14 protein-coding genes are annotated in these 17,268 nt (G+C 43.9%); 12 read left to right on the top strand and 2 right to left on the bottom strand.

Going from position 1 to position 17,268, the window contains the following annotated elements; all coding sequences use genetic code 11:
• Window positions 1–3: 3 nt before the first annotated feature.
• Both GL182_RS20685 and GL182_RS20680 read right to left on the bottom strand, forming a co-directional pair.
• Window positions 4–1,290, bottom strand: coding sequence for a glycosyltransferase family 4 protein (locus GL182_RS20685; RefSeq protein WP_163381700.1), 1,287 nt, complete (start codon window positions 1,288–1,290; stop codon window positions 4–6).
• 72 nt (window positions 1,291–1,362) lie between these two features.
• On the bottom strand, window positions 1,363–2,829 hold the full coding sequence (locus GL182_RS20680) for an NADP-dependent isocitrate dehydrogenase (RefSeq protein WP_163381699.1): 1,467 nt from the start codon (window positions 2,827–2,829) through the stop codon (window positions 1,363–1,365).
• Between the two features lie 324 nt (window positions 2,830–3,153).
• On the opposite strand from GL182_RS20680, the gene GL182_RS20675 reads away from it, so the two are divergent.
• From GL182_RS20675 to ruvA, 12 genes are all read left to right on the top strand, one after another.
• Window positions 3,154–3,939, top strand: a complete 786-nt coding sequence (locus GL182_RS20675) for an enoyl-CoA hydratase/isomerase family protein (RefSeq protein ID WP_163381698.1) — start codon at window positions 3,154–3,156, stop codon at window positions 3,937–3,939.
• Between the two features lie 18 nt (window positions 3,940–3,957).
• Complete coding sequence (locus tag GL182_RS20670; protein ID WP_163381697.1) at window positions 3,958–5,499, top strand: lipopolysaccharide biosynthesis protein; 1,542 nt, start codon at window positions 3,958–3,960, stop codon at window positions 5,497–5,499.
• Window positions 5,477–5,908, top strand: a complete 432-nt coding sequence (gene dut / locus GL182_RS20665; protein WP_163381696.1) for a dUTP diphosphatase — start codon at window positions 5,477–5,479, stop codon at window positions 5,906–5,908. Before GL182_RS20670 ends, dut begins: the two co-directional genes overlap by 23 nt.
• 327 nt (window positions 5,909–6,235) lie before the next feature.
• Window positions 6,236–7,981 (top strand): tetratricopeptide repeat protein, encoded by a 1,746-nt coding sequence (locus tag GL182_RS20660; protein ID WP_163381695.1) that lies wholly within the window; start codon window positions 6,236–6,238, stop codon window positions 7,979–7,981.
• The gene (locus tag GL182_RS20655; RefSeq protein ID WP_163381694.1) at window positions 7,974–8,717 is read left to right on the top strand and encodes a DUF4292 domain-containing protein; all 744 of its coding nucleotides are present in this window, start codon (window positions 7,974–7,976) and stop codon (window positions 8,715–8,717) included. Before GL182_RS20660 ends, GL182_RS20655 begins: the two co-directional genes overlap by 8 nt.
• Entirely contained in the window at window positions 8,686–9,978 is a 1,293-nt protein-coding gene (locus GL182_RS20650) for a murein hydrolase activator EnvC family protein (protein ID WP_163381693.1), read from the top strand. Before GL182_RS20655 ends, GL182_RS20650 begins: the two co-directional genes overlap by 32 nt.
• A 113-nt stretch (window positions 9,979–10,091) precedes the next feature.
• On the top strand, window positions 10,092–10,301 hold the full coding sequence (locus GL182_RS20645) for a twin-arginine translocase TatA/TatE family subunit (RefSeq protein WP_163381692.1): 210 nt from the start codon (window positions 10,092–10,094) through the stop codon (window positions 10,299–10,301).
• Window positions 10,302–10,305: 4 nt separating this feature from the next.
• Window positions 10,306–11,739: an Asp-tRNA(Asn)/Glu-tRNA(Gln) amidotransferase subunit GatA gene (gene gatA, locus GL182_RS20640; RefSeq protein WP_163381691.1), complete on the top strand. Its 1,434-nt coding sequence runs from the start codon at window positions 10,306–10,308 to the stop codon at window positions 11,737–11,739.
• Between the two features lie 5 nt (window positions 11,740–11,744).
• Entirely contained in the window at window positions 11,745–13,151 is a 1,407-nt protein-coding gene (locus GL182_RS20635) for a transglycosylase SLT domain-containing protein (protein WP_410492722.1), read from the top strand.
• An 82-nt stretch (window positions 13,152–13,233) separates the two neighbouring features.
• Complete coding sequence (locus GL182_RS20630) at window positions 13,234–14,328, top strand: DUF4837 family protein (RefSeq protein ID WP_163381690.1); 1,095 nt, start codon at window positions 13,234–13,236, stop codon at window positions 14,326–14,328.
• A 38-nt stretch (window positions 14,329–14,366) separates the two neighbouring features.
• Window positions 14,367–16,631, top strand: coding sequence for an NADP-dependent malic enzyme (locus GL182_RS20625; protein ID WP_317167821.1), 2,265 nt, complete (start codon window positions 14,367–14,369; stop codon window positions 16,629–16,631).
• The gene (gene ruvA, locus GL182_RS20620; protein ID WP_163381689.1) at window positions 16,628–17,230 is read left to right on the top strand and encodes a Holliday junction branch migration protein RuvA; all 603 of its coding nucleotides are present in this window, start codon (window positions 16,628–16,630) and stop codon (window positions 17,228–17,230) included. The genes GL182_RS20625 and ruvA overlap by 4 nt, the downstream gene beginning before the upstream one ends.
• Window positions 17,231–17,268 lie beyond the last annotated feature (38 nt).

The following is a 17,268-nucleotide window of genomic DNA, read 5'->3' as shown; positions in this document are numbered from 1 at the left end:
CGGCTACCTCTTTTCAAATCTTTCCAGCAATTCCACCAGATTTTGGGTGAGATGCTTTCTGCTGTAAGCCAGAATATTTTCGCTCTTTCCTTTTTCTGAAATTATTTCAGGGATATCGGATAAGAAGTGGAGCAGGCCGGCGTCATCCTCATGCCTGTAGACCTCCCCTGCGCCTGCCTTGTAAATAATCTGGGCCGCATCCCCTTCAGGGTCTCCCAGTGCCAGGATTTTCCTGCCGGTAGCCATGTATTCAAAGAGCTTTCCAGGAATATTCCCTTTGGCATTTTTGGTATGCGTTAGGATCAGCAGCAAAACATGGGCTTGTTCATAGAAACCAAAAACCTCCTGATGACTTACATAGCCGGGAAGGTAAACATGATCCCCTAACCAGTTGTCTGCTTCAATAAGGTCTTTCACCGATTGGCTGACCTTTCCTACAAAGGTAAGCCTTACTTTCCCCGGGCTTTTACCAAAAACTTGCTTCATCGCCCTTAAAACCGGGACAGGGTCCCTGATACTATCAATCACCCCTGAGTATACGATCTCTACTACACCCTGCACAGGTGAAACTGCCGCAAAATCTTTGGGTAAATCCTCCGGGTCAAAGCCATTGGTCAGCAGCTGTACGTTTTTCCCGGACAGCTTTTCCATCTCGGATTTAAAAGTCGGAGAAATGGTAAGCAGGTCATCTGCTTCCCTGAATACAGCAGCTTCCAGCTTTCGGTGCTGCTTCCTTGCCAAAGCAGTAAGTTTCAAGCTGTCTAAAAACTCCCATTCCGTCCAGGGATCCCGAAAGTCAGCCAACCAGGGTAAGCCGGTTTTTCTTTTCAGGCCCCTTCCGATCAGGTGCATGCTGTGTGGTGGACCTGTGGTAATGATGGCACTGAAATCATTTTGCTCGCAGATATCGGCAAGGAATTTAACCGAAGGACGGACCCAAAAAATTCTAGGGTCCGGGATCAGCAAATTCCCCCTCATCCATACAGCCAGTCGGTCCAATAAGGAAGGGGCTTCTCTTTCCAGGATCACAGACGTATCCTTTAAATTTTTTCCTTTAAAGTGCCTGAAAAGCTGGTAGGGCTCCCAAATGGGAAATTTCAGCACCTCTGTTGAAGGAGGTACTTCCTTTTCCAGGGAGGCGTCCAACATGCCAAAATCCGGGTTTTCAGGCGTAAAAATGACCGGTTGCCAGCCAAACTCCGGAAGGTATTTGGAGAACTTCAGCCAACGCTGGACCCCAGATCCTGCACTTGGAGGCCAATAGTACGTAATAATCAAAACTCGTTTCATTCCACAACGCAATAAAAAGACATGCAGACCCAAAAGTAGCCTGCATGTCTGATGCCCCGAAAGCTTACAGATTTATTCCCCCTGTGCAAGAGAAAAGCCCCTTACCCCGTCAAAAGTGTAGAGGTGTTCGGTTTTGATAAAATCAAAACCAAGCTGTTGTACTTGCCGGAGTACCTCTATGACCTGCTCATGCGAAATGGCTGTTTCGTCCGCATTGAAAAACCTCACCCGCCAGTGGTCAGAGCAAAAGGTTTCTTTCATACCATCGGGATAAACCCGTACCCCTCTGTTGGTGATCAACTGCATTTTCAAACCACCTGCATTAACTTCCCTCAGCCTGTCACCAATGGTGTTGGCATTCCGGTCTCCTTCTTTCCAATCTATGAAAACATCCAGTCCGATAAGTACTTTTTCTGCAGGTTTGACCGGCCTCAGTGCCAGGGCAGCCCGGGTTTCCGCCTCACTACGTACGGCTTTGGCAAAAGCTGCTTTTTTCAGGTTGGAAGGCTCCCGACCCAGTCTTTCTATCACTGCTGCGGCAAATTCCTGGGTTCCTACTTTTCGTTTACTAATACCCTCCTGGTAAATATCACCGGTATGGATCCCATCTTCCAGCGTTGCCATCCAGGCATTGCTGATTTTCTCAGCCACCTCCGGCTGCCCGATATGCACCAGCATCATCACCGCTCCATTCAAAAGGCCCGACGGATTGGCCATGTCCATTCCTGCAATGTCGGGAGCAGAACCGTGAATGGCTTCAAACATGGCCACCTCTTCACCCACATTGGCAGAGCCTCCCAAACCTACAGAACCTGTGATCTGGGCTGCCACATCGGAGATGATATCCCCGTACAGATTTAAAGTGACTATCACGTCAAACATTTCAGGTTTGTCTGCTATCAGTGCGGTGCCTATATCGATGATCTTATGGTCCGTTTCAATTTCGGGGTATTCCCTGGCCACCTCGTTAAACACCTGATGGAAAATACCATCGGCCATCTTCATGATATTGTCCTTGGTCATGCAGGTTATCTTTTTCCGGTTATTCATCCGGGCATATTCAAAAGCATACCTGACAATCTTTTCACTTCCTGGTCTGGATATCAGTTTCAGACATTGATAAACTTCATCGGTCTGTCTGTGTTCGATGCCGGCATACAGATCTTCCTCATTTTCGCGAATGATGACCATATCAGTTTTCGGAAAATGGGTCCGGACAAAGGGTGCAAAAGCCTTACAGGGCCGTACATTTGCATACAAGCCCAATGTTTTCCGGGTAGTCACATTCAGACTTTTAAAGCCTCCACCCTGGGGAGTGGTGATAGGAGATTTCAAAAAAACTTTCGTATTCCGTAGAGATTCCCATGCACTGGGAGCGATACCTGAACTAATACCCTTCAAATAAACCTGTTCGCCGATTTCAATAACCTCCGGTTCAATGGCTGCGCCAGCTGCTTCCAGGATAGATAAGGTGGCTTTCATGATTTCCGGGCCTATACCATCTCCGTAGGCAACTGTTATTTTTCTTTTTTCGGACATAAAGACAATCTTTGAATTTTCAATTTAGTTTAAGATAGTACAAAAATAGGAAATATTGGTACACTACCTTTCCATGTCCACTTTAATTATAGAAAGACAAGGGGAAATAAATGAAGGACAAGACAATAGAAAAAAATGGCAACAGGGACTACCTGTTTCATAAAACAATTCCATATTTTATCAAATAATTTTTTATGGATACAAGATGCATTTTAGTAGACATTTTATTCAGAACTCCTTTTTGAACACACATGATTTTTAACCGAATCTTTTGTGATTGTTCGTGCTCCTCGTATATTTGGAGCTAAACATTGTAGAATTGGAATGGCTGAACAAAAAATTATTCTTTCCGAAACCAAAGATGGAATACTTTACCTGACCATCAGCAGAGAGCCCAAACTCAATGCCTTAAACTTTAACACTTTAGAGGAATTGAAAAATATTTTCAATGAGGTGAATGACAACAAGGCAATCAGGGGCGTGATCATTACCGGGGCAGGGGATAAAGCCTTTGTAGCCGGAGCTGACATCAATGAAATTTCCGAGCTCAATGAACTCAATGCAAGAAAGTTTGCTGAATTTGGCCAGGAAGTATTTGAAATCATTGAATCCTGTCACAAGCCGGTGATTGCCGTGGTGAATGGATATGCTTTGGGGGGGGGATGCGAATTGGCAATTGCCTGCCACATGAGAATAGCTACTTCCAATGCGAAATTTGGACAACCGGAGGTTAACCTGGGCATTATTCCGGGCTATGGAGGCACCCAACGATTGACCCACCTGATCGGAAGAACCAAGGCCACGGAAATTCTAATGACAGGGGATATGCTGGATGTCAATGAAGCCAAGGCATTGGGACTCTTAAACCATGTAGAAGCCAGCAAAGATGCGGCTATCGCCAAGGCAGAAGAGGTATTGAAGAAAATCATGAGCAAAGCCCCCCTATCCATAGGGATGATTGTGGACTGTGTCAATGCGGTATATGCAAGTGATGAAAACGGCTACCAGATTGAGGCCAATAGCTTTGCCCGGTGTGTCAAATCTGAAGATTACCGGGAAGGCACAAAAGCATTCCTTGAAAAAAGAAAACCTAACTTTAAAGGGGAATAATCCCCTTTTTTATTTTTTATGGGCCTGTTAAAAAAATTAGCCGGGCAATCCGCAGTTTATGGCATCAGTAGTATCCTGGGCAAATCCATTAATTTTTTGCTGGTACCGCTGTACACCGGCTACCTGGCTAAAGAAGATTTGGGGTCCTTTACCTTGCTCTATGCCTTGATCGCATTTCTAAATGTAATTTTTACTTTTGGAATGGAAACAGCCTATTTCCGCTTTGCCACAGGCAAAGGTTTGGCTCCCCAAAAAGTCTATCAAAACGCACAGTCTCTTGTCAGTCTGGTTTCACTTATTCTGGGTGCCTTGTTATACCTTTCTGCCGAGCCCCTCAGCCAAATATTTGACTTTCCGGGAAAATCCCATTTGTTTCAGTGGACCGCCATGATATTAACCATTGATGCACTCATGGCCATTCCCTTTGCGAAATTAAGGTTGGAAGGGAGGTCGCTTTCTTTTGCCCTGGTTAAATTGCTGAACATTGTTTTAAATGTAAGTTTTAACGTTCTTTTCATTGTTATTACTTTCCATATTATTCAGGGCGACATCCTGCAGCAGTTCCAACCCTGGGTTGCCTCCTGGTTCAGGTCCGATTGGGGAGTAGATTACATTTTGCTTTCCAATGTATTGGCCAATTTCCTGATTTTGCCCCTATTGTGGAAGCTGGTAGGCGGGTGGAAGTTTGAACTTAAGAAAGTAATCCTGCTGCCCATGTGGCACTACGCCCTGCCGCTGCTTTTTATGGGGCTGGCAGGAGTAACCAACGAGGTATTTTCCCGGGGATTGTTTGAATATGCCCTCCCGGAGGATTTCTATCCCCAGCTCAGTCCAAGGGAAGCAGGAGGGGTTTTTGGCGCAAATTTTAAACTGGCCATATTGATGAGCCTGATCATACAGGCTTTTAAATATGCCGCCGAGCCATTTTTTTTTCAACAAGCTGAAAACAAAAACAATCCAAAACTTTTTGCCAGGGTAATGCATTGGTTTATCATATTCTGCTCCACGTTAATGGTAGCAGTGGCCGTAAACCTGGATTTGATAGGGCACCTATTCTTCCAGGCCCCAGGTTATGCCATAGCTTTACCCATGGTCCCGATTCTCCTAATGGGCTATTTAATGCTTGGTGTCTATTATAACCTGAGTATTTGGTTTAAAATCACCGATCAAACCAAATACAGTTTTTACATTACATTTTCAGGCGCAGTCGTCACTGTATTGGTCATCCTTACCCTGGTACCGGTACTTGGATTTATTGGGGGCGCCCTCAGCACGCTGGCATGTTACCTGACCATGGTGGTCATGTGCTATTATACCGGACAGAAATTCTATCCCATTCCCTACCAAACTAAAAAAGGAATCGTTTACCTGCTTATCTCATTTTTATTCAGCTATGCCGGCTTCCTTTTGGACACCGGAAATTTGTTGGTCAATTTTATAGCTCATAACGCTATTCTTATCGTCTATCTGGGGTTGATTTTCCTGATGGAAAAAAAGGAAGTATATTCGCTTTTTCAATCCATTTCAAAACAACGGCATGAAAATAAACGTCATCAATAGGTCCAAGCACCCACTTCCTGCTTATCAAACCCCTCTTGCTGCGGGTCTTGACTTGCGGGCAAACATAGAAAGTACCGTAGTATTAAAGCCACTAGAAAGACAATTGATTGGTACAGGCCTTTTTATTGAACTACCTGAAGGATATGAAGCCCAAATCAGGCCAAGGAGTGGTCTTGCCTTTAAGTACGGTGTGACGGTTCTCAACAGTCCCGGCACCATAGATGCGGACTACAGGGGTGAAATTAAAGTTTTGTTGATCAATAATTCCAGGGAGGATTTTACCGTTCAGGATGGAGAACGCATTGCCCAAATGGTCATTGCCAAACATGAACAAATCAGCTGGAATCCCCAGGATGAATTATCCGAAACAAGTCGGGGAGGTGGAGGCTACGGAAGTACCGGTAGGTAGATCAGGTTGCAAGTCACTGGCTTAACGGCCAGGCATGGGGAACCAAAAACAAAAGTTAATTGTATCTCAAATGAATATCAAACCCAATTTGCCATCAAGTTTGTCGCAAGCAACACCCAGTGGGATGCCCCGATAACTATCGGGGGGAAAGCATGCAAGATTCTCTGTCTGCCGACAAGCAGGCATATGACCGCTAAAAAACGATAATAATCATATGAAACAGCGATCCGTTGACAACACTTTCACCTGCCTGGGGTTTCTACCAGAGAATGAGTCCCATCACCTGTCTCAGTACCTGCTGGGAAAATAAAAAAATGCCCTGAAGTAATGAAAAGCATCTACAGAAAAATTTTTACCTGGCTCCTAATCCTTTTGGTAATCGGCAGCTATGGGCTTGAACCGGCTATGGCTCAGAAAAAGATGAGCCGGAAAGAAAGAAAAGCCAAGAAAAAAGAAATGATGGCCAGCAGGTTATTTATAGAAGGTCAAAAAAACCTGATGCTGGAAGATTTTGAAAAAGCCTATTTTTATTTCAACAAGGCATTGGAGTTCAATGACCAGGAAAGTGCCATTTATTTCAAATTATCGGAAATGATGGTGCGCGCCAATCAGCCTGAAAAAGCATTGGATCTGGGCAAACAGGCTTTGGAACTGGACCCTGAAAATAAATTTTATCACCTGCAAATCGCTGAAATTTATACCAAATTAAACCAAAACAAAGAAGCCGCAGAGGTCCTTGAAAACTTAATGGAAAGGGACGGTAACTATCAGCAATACATTCTGGATCTGGCTTCCATTTATCTCAATTCCAAGGAATTTGATAAAGCCCTGGAAGCACTTGACAAAGCAGAGGACTACTATGGCGTAGTAGAGCAGCTTACTGCTCAAAAGCAAAGGATTTATCTCCGAAAAAACAATTTGGAAATGGCCATCAAAGAGGGAGAGAAATTGATTGATGCCCACCCCGGTAATGCCCAATATGTTTTGGCTTTGGTGGAAATTTTGTTTAATAACAACAAAACCGATCAGGCATTGGACTTGATTCTAAAATCCTTGTCCTCTTATCCCAATCAGCCTGAATTGAAAATGGCAGCCCACACGCTTTACAAGGAAAAAGGTGAATTGGAGCTAGCGGGAAGATACATCAGAGAGGCATTTAAAAACCCGGACCTGGAAGGAGAAACCAAGGTCAGGGCTTTCTCCGGCATAAGCTCTGAAATCAAAAGTTCGTCCAGGGACCAACTCCTTGAAACCCTTGCCAAAGAGATGGAAGCCCATCATCCAAATGATCCCGAGGTACTCCTGGCTCTGGGAGAATGGAAATTACAAAGGAAACTGGTAGATCAAGCCATCTCATTTTTCAGAAAATCTCTCAGCTTAAAAAACGACAACGAAGAGATTTACCAAAAACTTCTTCCCTTAATGTTTGAAAACCAGTACCCATTCACGGAAATTATAGAAGTGGCAGAGATGGCGACAGAAGTTTATCCAGAAAAGCCCGAATTTTGGTTCTTTCTGGGAACGGCACAGTTGGGTGAAGAAGAACATGAGCCTGCCAGGACAGCTCTGGACAAAGCCTTGGAGCTGAATGCCGGGAAAAATTCACAACTTGATCTGATGGCCAACGGTCAGCTGGCTGATGCGCTTTATGCCCTTGGAGAAAAGGAAGCTGCTTTTGATGCCTATCAAAAAGTTTTATCACAAAATGCCAATAATGAACATATTTTAAATAATTATGCCTATTTTCTCTCCCTGGAAAAGAAAGAACTCGATAAGGCCTATAAAATGTCTTCAAAATTGGTGTCACGATTTCCTGAAAACCCAACTTATCTGGACACCCATGCCTGGGTTTTGTTTCAGATGAGCAGGTATGAAGAAGCCAAAACCTACATGGAGAAGGCAATCAAGCACCTGGATACACTTAGTGGGGTGATCCTCGAACATTATGGAGATATTCTGTTTAAACTGGGAGAAGAAGATGCTGCCCTGAAATACTGGAACAAGGCCAAAGAGATGAAAGAAACCTCCGAATTTCTGACGCTAAAAATAAAAAACAAAACATACTATGAGTAAGGGTAAGTTATTGGCTTTCTTATTGGGTATCCTGTTGGTTTGGTCCTGTGCCAGAAAACCCATGTCCTATAGCAGCGGTACGGTCATGGAGCAATTTGAGCCTTCTTATCTGGACTATAACTACCTGACGGCAAAAGGGAGGGTTACGCTGGAAGAGCAGGACGGTAAGATCACCAAGGGCACCCTTAATATCAGGGCAAAAAAAGACAGCATCATTTGGTTCAACATGTCACCGGGACTGGGGATTGAAGCAGTGAGGGGCTATATCAGCACCGATCAGATCAAAATCCGAGACCGTATCAATGGGCAGAAAATAGATATGGGTTATGAAGAATTCCAAAAAAAGTATGGGGTTCCCTTATCTTTCTCCCTTTTCCAAAACCTGCTTTTCGCCAACATCCCACACGAATTCAGCTACCGGGATCGTTTGATTAGGGTAGGTAAAATTTTCGAACTTCGACAGGAAAGGGAAAACATACAGTACAAAACCCTGGTAGATGCCAGTCACGGTAAGGTATCTCAGTTGGAAAGTGAGGCATCCAAAAACCGGTCGGGAAGCCTGTCGGCTTCGTACATGGATTTCAGAGATCTCAACGGGCAACCATTCCCCTATCAGGCCATCATAAAAATGGTACTCAGTTTACCACAAAAACCAAATACCAATTTCTTCATGAATGCAGAAATGGTAAAAGTAGAACTAACGAATGACCCACTCAGTTTTCCATATAACTTTTAAATTAAGGTCTGGCACCTTTTGTTTTTTACTGGTTTTTCTTTTGGTATTTGGTTTAGGCAACCTCCCCCCTGCCCTTTCACAGATTACCGCAGACAGGGCAGAACTTGAAAAAGAGAAAGAAGCTATCCAAAAAAGACTCCGGGAGTTTGACACGGTATTGAAAAAAACCACCAGTGAAAAACAAAATTCCTTAAGCGAACTCAGGGCCGTAAATCAAAAGCTTGAAGCAAGAGAAACCTATATCGCAACCCTTAATAAAGAACTGAGAATTGTAAACCAGGAAATCAAGCAGACCTCCAATCAAATCCAGCAATTGGAAGAAGAATTGGAGACCTTGAAAGCAGAATATGCAGAGATGATTTACACCTCATATAAGCTAAATCAGGGGGTCAATCTCATCACTTTTATTTTTTCTTCTGCTACTTTCAAACAGTTTTACATGCGCTTGAGGTACCTCAAACAATACAGCGATGCCAGAAAAAAGCAAGTGGAGCGAATGGAATTGGTAAGCATGGACCTGACGAAAAAACAGAAAGAACTGGAGCGGCAACGTTCTGATCAAATGGCAGTACTCCAGCAAGAACAAGAACAGAAGAAAGCCCTGGCTGCCCTGAAGACAGAACAGCAACAACTGGTCAATTCGCTCAGCGAAAAAGAGGAAGAATTAAAAAAAGAAATTGCGGCCACAAAAAAACAACAGGAGGAGCTTAACCAACTTATCAAGAGGGTGATAGAAGAGGAAATCAGGCTGGCAAAAGCAGCCGAAGAGGAAAAAGCGGAAGAAAAAACCGAATCAGCCGATGCCCCTACTGAAAGCCTGCCAGCGACCCCTACGGCAGCCGCCCTTTCTGCCTCATTTGCCAACAACCGGGGAAAGATACCCTGGCCGGTCGAATCTGGATTCATATCCAAAAGATATGGCACCTTTCCCCATCCTACCCTCAAAGGCATCACTGAAACCAATGACGGGGTGGATATTCAAACCAACAACAATGCTCCGGTAAAGGCTGTTTTTGCAGGAGTGGTGACTAAAATTACCACCGTGCCAGGTATGGGAGGCACCATTATCATCAAACATGGCGAATTTTACACCATGTACAGCCGTTTAAAAACCATTTCGGTAAAGTCGGGACAGGAAGTCAATACTTCCACCACGATCGGCACTGTATATACCGACAATCAGGGAGTGTCCGCCTTGCATTTTCAAACATGGAAAGGATTGCAAGTAATGGACCCAAGTATTTGGCTTTCTAGCAAATAATGCTTAAATTTTAGTATATTTATAAAAAAAGATTACAACATGCTTTAAATTCTTTGCGTTAGAAAAGCATGGTTATATATTTGTAATAATTTCAAAATCAAAATAAGCAAAACATGAATACATTGGGTTTCATACAAAACATCGGAGGGGGATCGCTAGTGATCATCGTTCTGGTAGTCATTCTTCTTTTCGGTGCCAAAAGAATTCCTGAATTGGCCAGAGGTCTTGGTAGAGGTATCAGAGAATTTAAAGATGCCACCAAAGAAATCCAGGATGATTTGGAGGAAGGATTGAAAGATGACAACAAAAAAGCAAAAAAATAACACGTTGGAAAAATTCCGCTCATTTGATGAGATAAGAAAATCGCTGGAAAATAAGGAAACAGATTGCAAAGCGATAGTAAACCATTACTTAAAAAATATTGAAACGAAGGCGCATTTAAACGCCTTCGTTGAAGTTTATGGCCCTTCTGCTTTACAACAAGCAGCCGCCATTGACGAAAAAATCGACAAGGGTAAAGCCGGTAAGTTAGCCGGCATGGTAGTAGGTATCAAAGATGTACTCTGCTATCAGGGGAATATTGCCAACGCTTCAAGTAAGATCCTCGAAGGCTTTGAATCCCAATTTACTGCCACAGCCATACAAAGGCTTATTGATGAAGATGCCATCATCATTGGCAGGTTAAACTGTGATGAATTTGGCATGGGATCTTCCAATGAAAACTCTGTACATGGAAAAGTACTGAATGCCATTGACGAAAGCCGTGTACCCGGTGGTTCTTCCGGAGGTTCGGCGGTGGCCGTTCAAGCCAATTTATGCACGGTATCCCTGGGAACAGACACCGGCGGTTCGGTCAGGCAACCTGCAGCCTTTACAGGGGTGATTGGAATTAAGCCCACCTATTCCAGGGTGTCCAGGTTTGGACTGATTGCCTATGCTTCCTCTTTTGATACCATAGGTGTTTTTTCGAATAATGTGAAAGACAATGCGTTGGTACTTGAAACCATGGCGGGACCTGACGACTATGACAGCACCTCCTCCAGAAAACCCGTGCCGGCTTACAGTGGGTTATTGCATTTTGACAAGCCCGCCAAAATTGCCTATCTCAAAGAGACCGTTCATTCAGAAGCTTTGCAGGCAGAAATCAAACAAAATACCCTGAATGTACTCGATAGATTGAAAAATGAAGGGCATGTAGTAGAAGAAGTGAATTTTCCCCTCCTTGATTATGTTCTACCTACCTATTACATCCTCACCACCGCCGAGGCAAGCTCGAACTTATCCCGTTTTGATGGGGTAAAATACGGTTACCGAAGCCCAAATGCACACAATTTGGAAAGCATGTATAAATTGAGCAGGTCCGAAGGCTTTGGAGAGGAAGTAAAAAGGAGGATCATGCTGGGTACATTTGTATTAAGTGCTAGTTACTATGACGCTTATTTTACCAAGGCACAAAAAGTAAGGAGATTAATTAAAGAATTTACAGAGGATTTATTGACAAAATTTGATTACATTGTCCTGCCGACAACACCAAGTACAGCATTTAAATTCGGGGAACATTCCAATGACCCGGTTGCCATGTACCTGGAGGATCTTTTTACAGTGCAGGCTTCTGTTTCCGGCGTGCCTTCCATATCTATCCCCAATGGAAAAGATAAGGAAGGACTGCCAATTGGCCTTCAAATTATGGCCAATTCTTTTAAGGAAGCGGAACTCTATGCTTTTGCCAATTATTTGACAGGCTCAGGATTAAATGAATAACTATGATGGATATGATGAGGGATGGATTTTTCTACAAAGTGATGGGGATGATGTGTATGACAGGCTTATTTTTACAGCAAGCCATAGCACAGGATGCCTCAGTATTGCTGGCAAGTGAAGGGGAAGAAGCGCAGGAAGTAGTGCTGCCTTATTACGATTACGATCACATTCCGGATTTTACTTATGAGGAAGTGGAAAAGCGGGTTTCCGAGATGGAAACGGATATGCCGTTCGAATTGAACGAAACCATTTTCGCATTTATTGATTATTTTACCGTAAGAAACAGGGATTACACCCGCATGGTTTTGGCCAGACAGGACATGTATTTCCCCATGTTTGATGAAGCACTGTCCAAACATGACATGCCGGAAGACATCAAATACCTGGCAATCATTGAATCCGGCTTAAACCCCAGAGCCAGGTCCAGGGTGGGTGCAATAGGTTTATGGCAATTCATGCCCGCTACAGGAAAGGAGTTTCAGCTTTATATCAACAGCCATGTGGATGACCGGATGGATCCCGAAAAGTCTACTGATGCCGCTATTCGATACCTTAAGGCTTTAAACAGAAGGTTCAACAGTTGGGAATTGGCATTAGCGGCCTACAACTGCGGACCTGGAAACGTCAATAAAGCCATACGCAGATCCGGCGGGAAGCGGACATTTTGGGGCATATACAGGTACCTTCCCCGGGAAACCAGAAGTTATATCCCTCAGTTTCAAGCCATCATGTATGTATTGAGACATGCGGAAAAACATAATCTGATTCTCGAGGAACCCGCCTATTCCGTAGAACATGAAAAAGTAAATCTGGGCACAGGTTTTACTTTTGACAACCTGTCAAAACATACCGGCCTTTGTTTGGAAGACCTGGAATTATTAAATCCTTCACTGGTGAGAGGTGAAGTGCCCGAATTTGGAAAAAACATTTCTTTGAACATTCCTAAATATCAACACGCCTACATTACCGAGAACATCGATTGGCTGGTAGATTCATTGGAAATTACCAATCAGCGGTATTTGGCTTCCTTACCGGAAAAGGAGGAGAAACCCCTGCATAACATCAACTATAGGGTGCGCTCAGGTGATGTGCTCGGAAAAATAGCCCAGACATATGGGGTGAGTGTGACGCAACTCAAAAGCTGGAATAACCTGTATTCAAACACGATCCGCATCGGTCAGGTACTTCATATTTACCAGGACAGTGACACCTTTGAGAAAAGTATCGCTTCAGCCCAGCAACAAAGCCACATTTCAGAAGGCAATGCAGGTAAAATGTACACGGTACAGCCAGGTGATTCTTTATGGCTTATTTCCAGAAAACTGGATGGGGTAACCATCGATCAATTAAAAAAACTGAACAACCTGAACAACAATCAAATCAAGCCCGGCCAAAAGTTAAAAATAGGTTGATTTAAACTATATTTTTAATTTTATTTTTTCCATTTGGCATTTTTCCCTAAATTAGGCCTGTTACAACTATAAACTAATTAATATGAGTTTAAGATATTGTGTACTGGTCTTACTTACAGGGCTTTTTCTATTTGCATGTGAGAATAGTGGAACTAATGGCTCATCGAGTAATAAACCAAAGGCCCGCGGATCCTTAGGAGAAATATTATTGGTCATTGATTCTGCCAAATATGCAGGCCCGGTAGGAGATGCATTAAAGGAAGTTTTTGAGGCCAGTATTCCGGGTATCATCCGGGATGAATCCATGTTTTATACCCGTAAAGTGGACCCGAGGAAATTGACCCGTATCCTAAAGATGGCCAACAATATGGTCTATGTCACCACCTTCGATGATCAAAAGCCCGGTAGCAGGAACATCAACAGTCAGTTTACACCTGAATCCATTGATATGAGCAGATCAGACTCTACCTTGTTTATGCTTAGAAACAATGATGAGTTTGCCATTGGGCAGGAAGTCTTGTATCTTTTCGGACAGAATGAAGAGGAGTTGATCAGAAATTTAAAATCAAATAAGACCCAACTTCAAAATTTATTTATCAATAGAGAAAGAGAACGCCTGGCCAAAGCATTGTTCAATAGGAAAAGTGGTGAAGCCAGCACCAAATCTCAGGAAAAATTCGGCATTACCCTCAACCTGCCTGCCTCCTACCAGTTAGCAATGGAAGAAGAAAACTTTTTATGGTTCAGGCAACCCACCCCCAGGACTGATAAACCTGACATTAGCCTGTTTTTTTACCAAACGGATTACACCGATGAAGCACAGCTCTTCCCGGAAAACATCATCGAGTTTAGGAATGAAATCACCAAAACAAGGATTTTTGGAGACCCTGCTAAGAAAGAATCCTATATTGTCACCGAAAGGCTGGAACCACCGGTTTTTAAAAATACGCAGATAGATGGGAAATATACTGTCGAAATGCGGGGAGCCTGGAAAACCAATAACCTTTCTATGGGAGGGTCCTTCCTGTCCTACACCATAGTGGATGAAGAACAGGGTAAAATCTTTTATACAGAAGGGTTTGTATACTATCCCAATGAGGCGCACAGGTCTTCCCTGAGAGAGATTGAGACCATTTTAAATGCCACCTCATTTGAAAAAAACGCCGAAGAAAACTAATTGCTGCTTGAACCATTTTTCCCAAGTTATACCCCATCATGAAGATAAGAAAAGAAGATGCCTTACATTATCACCAATTCAAAAAACCGGGAAAAATCGAGGTCATCCCCTCCAAGCCACTCTCCAGCCAGCTAGATCTGGCACTGGCCTATTCTCCCGGGGTAGCCGAACCATGCAAGGCCATTCAAGAGGTTCCGGATGATATTTATAAGTATACGGCCAAAGGAAATCTGGTAGCGGTCATTTCCAATGGAACAGCGGTATTGGGCCTGGGAAACATAGGTCCTGCAGCCTCCAAGCCGGTAATGGAAGGTAAGGGCGTCCTTTTCAAAAAATTTGCGGGGATAGATGTTTTTGATTTGGAAATTGACGAGAATGATCCTGAAAGCCTGATAAAGATTATCCGTTCCCTCGAACCCACATTTGGTGGCATTAACCTGGAAGACATCAAAGCTCCGGAGTGTTTTATCATTGAAAAAAAGCTGAAGGAGCTGATGAATATACCGGTCATGCATGATGACCAGCATGGAACGGCCATTATTTCAGGAGCGGCTCTTTTGAATGCCCTGGAAATGATTGGTAAAAAAATTGAAAACATCAAACTGGTAGTAAGTGGCGCCGGGGCAGCCGCCATCTCCTGTGCCCGGTTTTATGTAGGATTGGGAGTGCGCCTGGAAAACCTCATCATGTGTGACATTGAAGGAGTCATCAGACAGGACCGACCGGGGCTTACTGAAATCCACCAAATGTTTGCTACAAACAAAGACATCCACCATATCAGTGAGGCCATGATCGGGGCAGATGTATTTTTAGGGCTTTCTGCGGGCAATATCATCAGTCAGGATCAGGTACGGACCATGGCAGACAATCCCATCGTATTTGCCCTGGCAAATCCCACTCCGGAAATCAGTTATGAAGAAGCCATGGCTGCCCGTAAGGACATCATTATGGCTACAGGCAGGTCTGACTTTCCCAATCAGGTCAACAATGTGATCGGCTTTCCCTACATTTTCAGGGGAGCATTGGATGTCAGGGCCACCGGTATCAATGAGGAAATGAAACTGGCAGCAGCCTATGCTATTGCCAACCTGGCCAAAGAACCTGTTCCCGACATTGTCAATAAGGCATACGGGGAGTCCAAGCTGGCCTTTGGCAAAACCTACCTCATCCCAAAACCCCTGGATCCCCGGTTGATCACCACCATAGCGCCTGCAGTAGCCAAGGCTGCCATGTCGTCAGGGGTAGCCAAAACCCATATACAGGATTGGGAAGCCTATGAACTCGACCTGCAGGAAAGGATAGGCATTGACCAGAGATTGATGTCACGTGTCATCACCAGGGCAAAGAAAGACCCCAAACGTGTGGTATTTGCAGAAGCTGACAATACCAAAATACTGAAAGCAGCACAACTAATCCGGGATGAAAAAATCGGGGAACCTATACTGCTGGGTAACAAGCAAAAAATCAAAAAGCTAATTCGGGTCAATTCTCTGGACCTGGAGGACGTATTGGTCATAGATCCCAACGAAGAAAAGACCAAAATCAGAGCATTTGGTGAAATTCTCTATGACAAAAGAAAACGCAAGGGTCTAACCCCCTACGAATCCAGAAAATTGATGAAAGACCGGAATTATTTCGGTGCCATGATGGTGGAAACAGGCGAAGCAGATGCCCTGATTTCCGGGCTTACCAAAGATTATCCCCGGACCATCTTGCCCTCTTTACACATCATAGGGGTGAAAAAAGGAGTGGACAAAGTGGCTGGCATGTACATCATGAACTCAGATAAAGGCCCGTTTTTCTTCGCAGATACCACGGTAAATGAGGACCCAAGTCCGGACGAGTTGGTGGAAATCATTGGCCTGACTGCCAATGGGGTACGGTTTTTTGACATTGATCCAAAAATTGCCATCCTTTCCTATTCCAATTTTGGCTCAGCAAAAGGAGATGTCCCCACCAAAACCTCACTCGCCACCCTGAAAGCAAAAGCCCGCTTTCCGGAGCTGGTCATCGAAGGAGAAATGCAGGCCAATGTTGCCTTGGATGAAAGCATACAGAAAGAGAATTACCCCTTCAGCGCATTGATCAACAATAAAGCCAATACATTGATTTTTCCTGATCTAGCTTCCGGCAACATTGCTTACAAGTTGGTCGCCGAAATAGGCAATGCAGAGGCCATCGGGCCCATACTTCTGGGCATGAATAAATCGGTTCATGTATTGCAACTAGGGAGTTCCGTACGTGAAATTGTCAATATGGTCGCCATTGCAGTAGTGGATGCCCAAAGCATAGAATCAACATGATAGCTTACCTAAAAGGAAAATTAGCCCATAAGGACCCGACTTTTGTGATCATTGATATCCATGGTGTGGGTTATGAGGTAAAAATCTCCCTTAGCACCTATGGTATGGTGAAAGAAGAAGAGCAAGTCATGCTGCATACTTACCTGCACATCAAGGAAGATGGACATACCCTCTACGGTTTCAAAGAACTTCCTGAAAAAAGAGCATTTTTAGCCTTGATCTCCATCAACGGTGTAGGGCCAAATACCGGGCTTATGATCCTGTCTTCTCTATCAGTAGAAGAACTGGAACAAGCCATTCTCCACAATGACCATGCGACCATCCAACGGGTAAAAGGTATCGGGGCGAAAACGGCTCAGCGGATCGTACTGGAGCTTAAAGATAAAATCAAAAAAGAAGGCATGACCGGTGGAGAGGGTACAACTGGCGGCTTCATTCCCAACAGCAATAAATTAAAACAGGAAGCGTTACAAGCCTTGATCACACTTGGATTTACCAAAGCTCAGGCAGAAAAAAATATCACAACAGTTTTGAAAAAAAGTGGTCCCGATGTTTCATTGGAAGCATTAATTAAAGCATCTTTAAAGTCATCATCATAAACAATCAACATTGACCTTTACTTTCTCAAATACTTTTT

This window comes from Cyclobacterium sp. SYSU L10401 (genome assembly GCF_010993705.1).
Classification (GTDB): Bacteria; Bacteroidota; Bacteroidia; order Cytophagales; family Cyclobacteriaceae; genus Cyclobacterium.
The sequence above is the reverse complement of the archived record's forward strand: the minus strand, read 5'-3'. Positions and strand labels throughout refer to the sequence as shown.

What these genes read in the sequence shown, in the direction of transcription:
- GL182_RS20685 (WP_163381700.1), bottom strand. Translation starts at nt 1,290, where the DNA reads ATGAAACGAGTTTTGATTATTACGTACTATTGGCCTCCAAGTGCAGGA.
- GL182_RS20680 (WP_163381699.1), bottom strand. Translation starts at nt 2,829, where the DNA reads ATGTCCGAAAAAAGAAAAATAACAGTTGCCTACGGAGATGGTATAGGC.
- GL182_RS20675 (WP_163381698.1), top strand. Translation starts at nt 3,154, where the DNA reads ATGGCTGAACAAAAAATTATTCTTTCCGAAACCAAAGATGGAATACTT.
- GL182_RS20670 (WP_163381697.1), top strand. Translation starts at nt 3,958, where the DNA reads ATGGGCCTGTTAAAAAAATTAGCCGGGCAATCCGCAGTTTATGGCATC.
- dut (WP_163381696.1), top strand. Translation starts at nt 5,477, where the DNA reads ATGAAAATAAACGTCATCAATAGGTCCAAGCACCCACTTCCTGCTTAT.
- GL182_RS20660 (WP_163381695.1), top strand. Translation starts at nt 6,236, where the DNA reads ATGAAAAGCATCTACAGAAAAATTTTTACCTGGCTCCTAATCCTTTTG.
- GL182_RS20655 (WP_163381694.1), top strand. Translation starts at nt 7,974, where the DNA reads ATGAGTAAGGGTAAGTTATTGGCTTTCTTATTGGGTATCCTGTTGGTT.
- GL182_RS20650 (WP_163381693.1), top strand. Translation starts at nt 8,686, where the DNA reads ATGACCCACTCAGTTTTCCATATAACTTTTAAATTAAGGTCTGGCACC.
- GL182_RS20645 (WP_163381692.1), top strand. Translation starts at nt 10,092, where the DNA reads ATGAATACATTGGGTTTCATACAAAACATCGGAGGGGGATCGCTAGTG.
- GL182_RS20635 (WP_410492722.1), top strand. Translation starts at nt 11,745, where the DNA reads ATGGATATGATGAGGGATGGATTTTTCTACAAAGTGATGGGGATGATG.
- GL182_RS20630 (WP_163381690.1), top strand. Translation starts at nt 13,234, where the DNA reads ATGAGTTTAAGATATTGTGTACTGGTCTTACTTACAGGGCTTTTTCTA.
- GL182_RS20625 (WP_317167821.1), top strand. Translation starts at nt 14,367, where the DNA reads ATGAAGATAAGAAAAGAAGATGCCTTACATTATCACCAATTCAAAAAA.
- ruvA (WP_163381689.1), top strand. Translation starts at nt 16,628, where the DNA reads ATGATAGCTTACCTAAAAGGAAAATTAGCCCATAAGGACCCGACTTTT.